Origin of the sequence: Anaerotruncus sp. DFI.9.16 (assembly GCF_024461615.1) — a bacterium.
Classification (GTDB): Bacteria; Bacillota; Clostridia; order Oscillospirales; family Ruminococcaceae; genus Anaerotruncus; species Anaerotruncus massiliensis.
Genome location: NZ_JANFZX010000114.1, coordinates 1 through 3,075, shown reverse-complemented (window position 1 = coordinate 3,075; position 3,075 = coordinate 1). Strand labels below are relative to the sequence as shown.

Annotated in this window: 3 protein-coding genes; all 3 read left to right on the top strand. The window is 61.2% G+C overall.

From position 1 onward, the window contains the following. Window positions 1-285 (top strand): hypothetical protein (locus tag NE609_RS17110; protein ID WP_256153216.1); only part of this gene is annotated, 285 nt, incomplete at its 5' end. A 16-nt stretch (window positions 286-301) separates the two neighbouring features. Further along, window positions 302-1,315 (top strand): UDP-glucose 4-epimerase GalE, encoded by a 1,014-nt coding sequence (galE, locus tag NE609_RS17105; RefSeq protein ID WP_121587666.1) that lies wholly within the window; start codon window positions 302-304, stop codon window positions 1,313-1,315. Between the two features lie 140 nt (window positions 1,316-1,455). Beyond that, window positions 1,456-3,006 (top strand): cardiolipin synthase, encoded by a 1,551-nt coding sequence (cls, locus tag NE609_RS17100; protein ID WP_256153215.1) that lies wholly within the window; start codon window positions 1,456-1,458, stop codon window positions 3,004-3,006. The last annotated feature ends 69 nt before the right edge of the window (window positions 3,007-3,075 follow it).

Here is a 3,075-nt window from a genome sequence, read left to right as displayed (position 1 = left end):
GCGCGCAAGAAGTCGGCCCGCCTGCCGGGGCGGGTCCCGGCAATCCATGCCGCCGCAGGCGGCACATTGAAAGCGCCCCGGAGGGGCGCGAAAAAAGCCTTCCGTCCCCCGGGCGGAAAATCTAAAAAGAAGCCCCGCCGGGCGCAGCGCGGCAAATTCCCCGGCGGAGCGTCAGTTTTGTTGCGACTTTATGGAGGATTGTTGCGTGTTTTATCCAGCGCATTGACAGCGATACCCGCTCCGACTATACTGAAATTACGGAAAATGACATCCATACAGTTATGATAAGGAGTGATCGCACATGTCAATTTTAGTCACCGGAGGCGCCGGCTACATCGGTTCCCACACCTGCGTAGAGCTGCTGAACGCGGGCAAGGAAATCGTTGTGCTGGACAATTTCGTCAACTCCAAGCCCGAGGCCCTCAAACGCATCCGCCAGATTACCGGCAAGGACTTCAAATTCTATGAGGCCGACCTGCTCGACAAAGCCGGGGTGGAGCGGGTGTTCGAGCAGAACCAGATTGACGCGGTCATCCATTTCGCGGGGCTCAAGGCGGTCGGCGAATCCTGCCGCATTCCGCTGCGCTACTATCACAACAACCTCACCGGCACCCTCGTCCTCTGCGAAGTGATGGCGGCGCACGGCTGCAAAAAGATCGTCTTCTCCTCCTCCGCCACCGTCTACGGCATGGAGAATCCCGTCCCCTTCCGCGAGGATATGCCGCTGCCCCACGCGGCCACCAACCCCTACGGCACCACCAAGCTCTATATCGAGCAGATCCTCACCGATCTGTGGAAGGCCGATCCCGCGTGGAGCGTCGCGCTGCTGCGCTACTTCAACCCCATCGGCGCGCACAAAAGCGGCCTGCTCGGTGAGGACCCCAACGGCATCCCCAACAACCTCCTGCCCTACATCGCGCAGGTGGCGACCGGCAAGCTCGAGGACCTGGCCATCTACGGCGACGACTACGAGACGCACGACGGCACCGGCGTGCGCGACTACATCCACGTGGTCGACCTCGCGGTGGGACATCTGAAAGCGCTCGACTACGTCCTCGACCGCACCGGCGTGGAGGCGATCAACCTCGGCACCGGCCACGGCTACTCGGTGCTCGACGTGCTCCACGCCTTCGAGAAGGCCTGCGGCAAGCCGATCAAGCACCACATCGCGCCCCGCCGCCCCGGCGACATCGCCAACTCCTACGCGGACGCTTCCAAGGCGAAGGAGCTGCTCGGATGGACGGCCGAACGGACGCTCGACGACATGTGCGAGGACAACTGGAATTTCAGCAAAAAGAATCCCAACGGGCTTTAAGTCCTTTGCGGGAGGCGGCGAAGGCCGCCTTCCGTTTTTTTGCCCGTTCCGTCATCTTCTTGAACTTTATGGGGAAAACTGCTATGATGTGACTTGTTTGGAACGTGTTGGCCCTGCCGGAAAAAGATCGAGGGATGTTTATGGCAAAGAAAAAACAACAGATGCATGCAAAATCCGTATTCAGCCTGCTTTTCGGCAAGCTGTCCATCGTCATCCTGCTGATGCTGGTCCAGCTGGCGATCCTGCTGGTGGCGATCATCCTGCTGGGCGACCACTTTGTGGCCGTCTACGGATTCCTCACCGCGCTGAGCGTCACGATCGCAGTCTGGCTGGTCAGCAAGGATGAAAACCCCGCCTACAAGCTGGCGTGGACCATTCCCATTTTGATCTTTCCCATCTTCGGCGGGCTTTTCTACCTCATGTTCGGCAACAAGAGCATGCCGAAAAAGCTCGCCCGGCGGATCACGCTGGCTGAGAAGAGCGCCCCCCGCGTGCTGGCGCAGGACGCCTCCTGCGTCGAGGAGCTGCGGGAGGCGGACCCCGGCATGGCCACCCTCTCCGACTATATCCTGCGCACCACCGGATCCCCCCTCTGGAAAAACACCCAGTCGGAATACCTGCCCATCGGCGAAACGATGTGGGCGCGGATGCTTGAGGAGCTGCCCAAGGCCAAACGGTTCATCTTCATGGAGTACTTTATCCTCGAGGAGGGGGTCATGTGGGAGCCGATCTTTCAGATCCTGCGCGAAAAGGCCGCGGAGGGGGTGGACGTGCGTTTCATGTACGATGACCTCGGCTCGATCATGACGCTGCCCGCCAACTACGCCGCCAAGCTGCGCAAGGCGGGCATCAAGTGCGCGCTCTTCAACCCCTTCCAGCCCCACCTCAACTCGATGATGAACTACCGCGACCACCGCAAGATCACCGTGATCGACGGCAACGTGGGGTTCTGCGGCGGCATCAATATCGCCGACGAATACATCAATGACTACGAAAAGCACGGCCACTGGAAGGACACCGGCGTGCTGCTGCGCGGCGACGGCGTGTGGGGGCTGACGGCGATGTTCCTCTCGCTGTGGAATTTCACCGTCCCCACCGACCATGACTTCGCCCGGTACCGCCCCACCCAGCCCCAGCCGTGCGACGGCTTCGTGCAGCCGTTCGGCGATTCCCCGCTCGACCAGATCAACGTCTCGGAGGAGACGTACATGCAGATCATCAACCGCGCCACCCGCTACGTCTACATCACCACCCCCTATCTCATCCTCGACAGCGAGATGATCACCGCGCTGCAGATTGCGGCGCGCAGCGGAGTCGACGTGCGCATCATCACCCCCCACATCCCCGACAAATGGGTCGTGCACCAGACCACCCAGTCCTTCTATCAGCCGCTGCTCAACGCGGGGGTGCGCATCTATGAATACACCCCCGGCTTCGTCCACGCGAAGATGTATGTCTCGGACGACAAGGTCGCGATCGTCGGGACCGCCAACATGGACTACCGCAGCTTCTACCTGCACTTCGAGTGCGGGGTCTGCTTCTACCAGTCGAGCGTTGTCGCCGACGTGCGGGACGACATCGTAAAGACCTTCGGCAAGTGCTTTGAAATCCCCCGCGACTATATCAAGCACGTCAAGCTGTGGAAGCGGATCGTGCGCGCCTTCCTGCGCCTCTTCTCGCCCATCATGTAGGCCTTTTCCGGCTTATGCAGAAGCGGGGGGGGGGGGGGGGGGGGGGGGGGGGGGGGGGGGGGGGGGGGG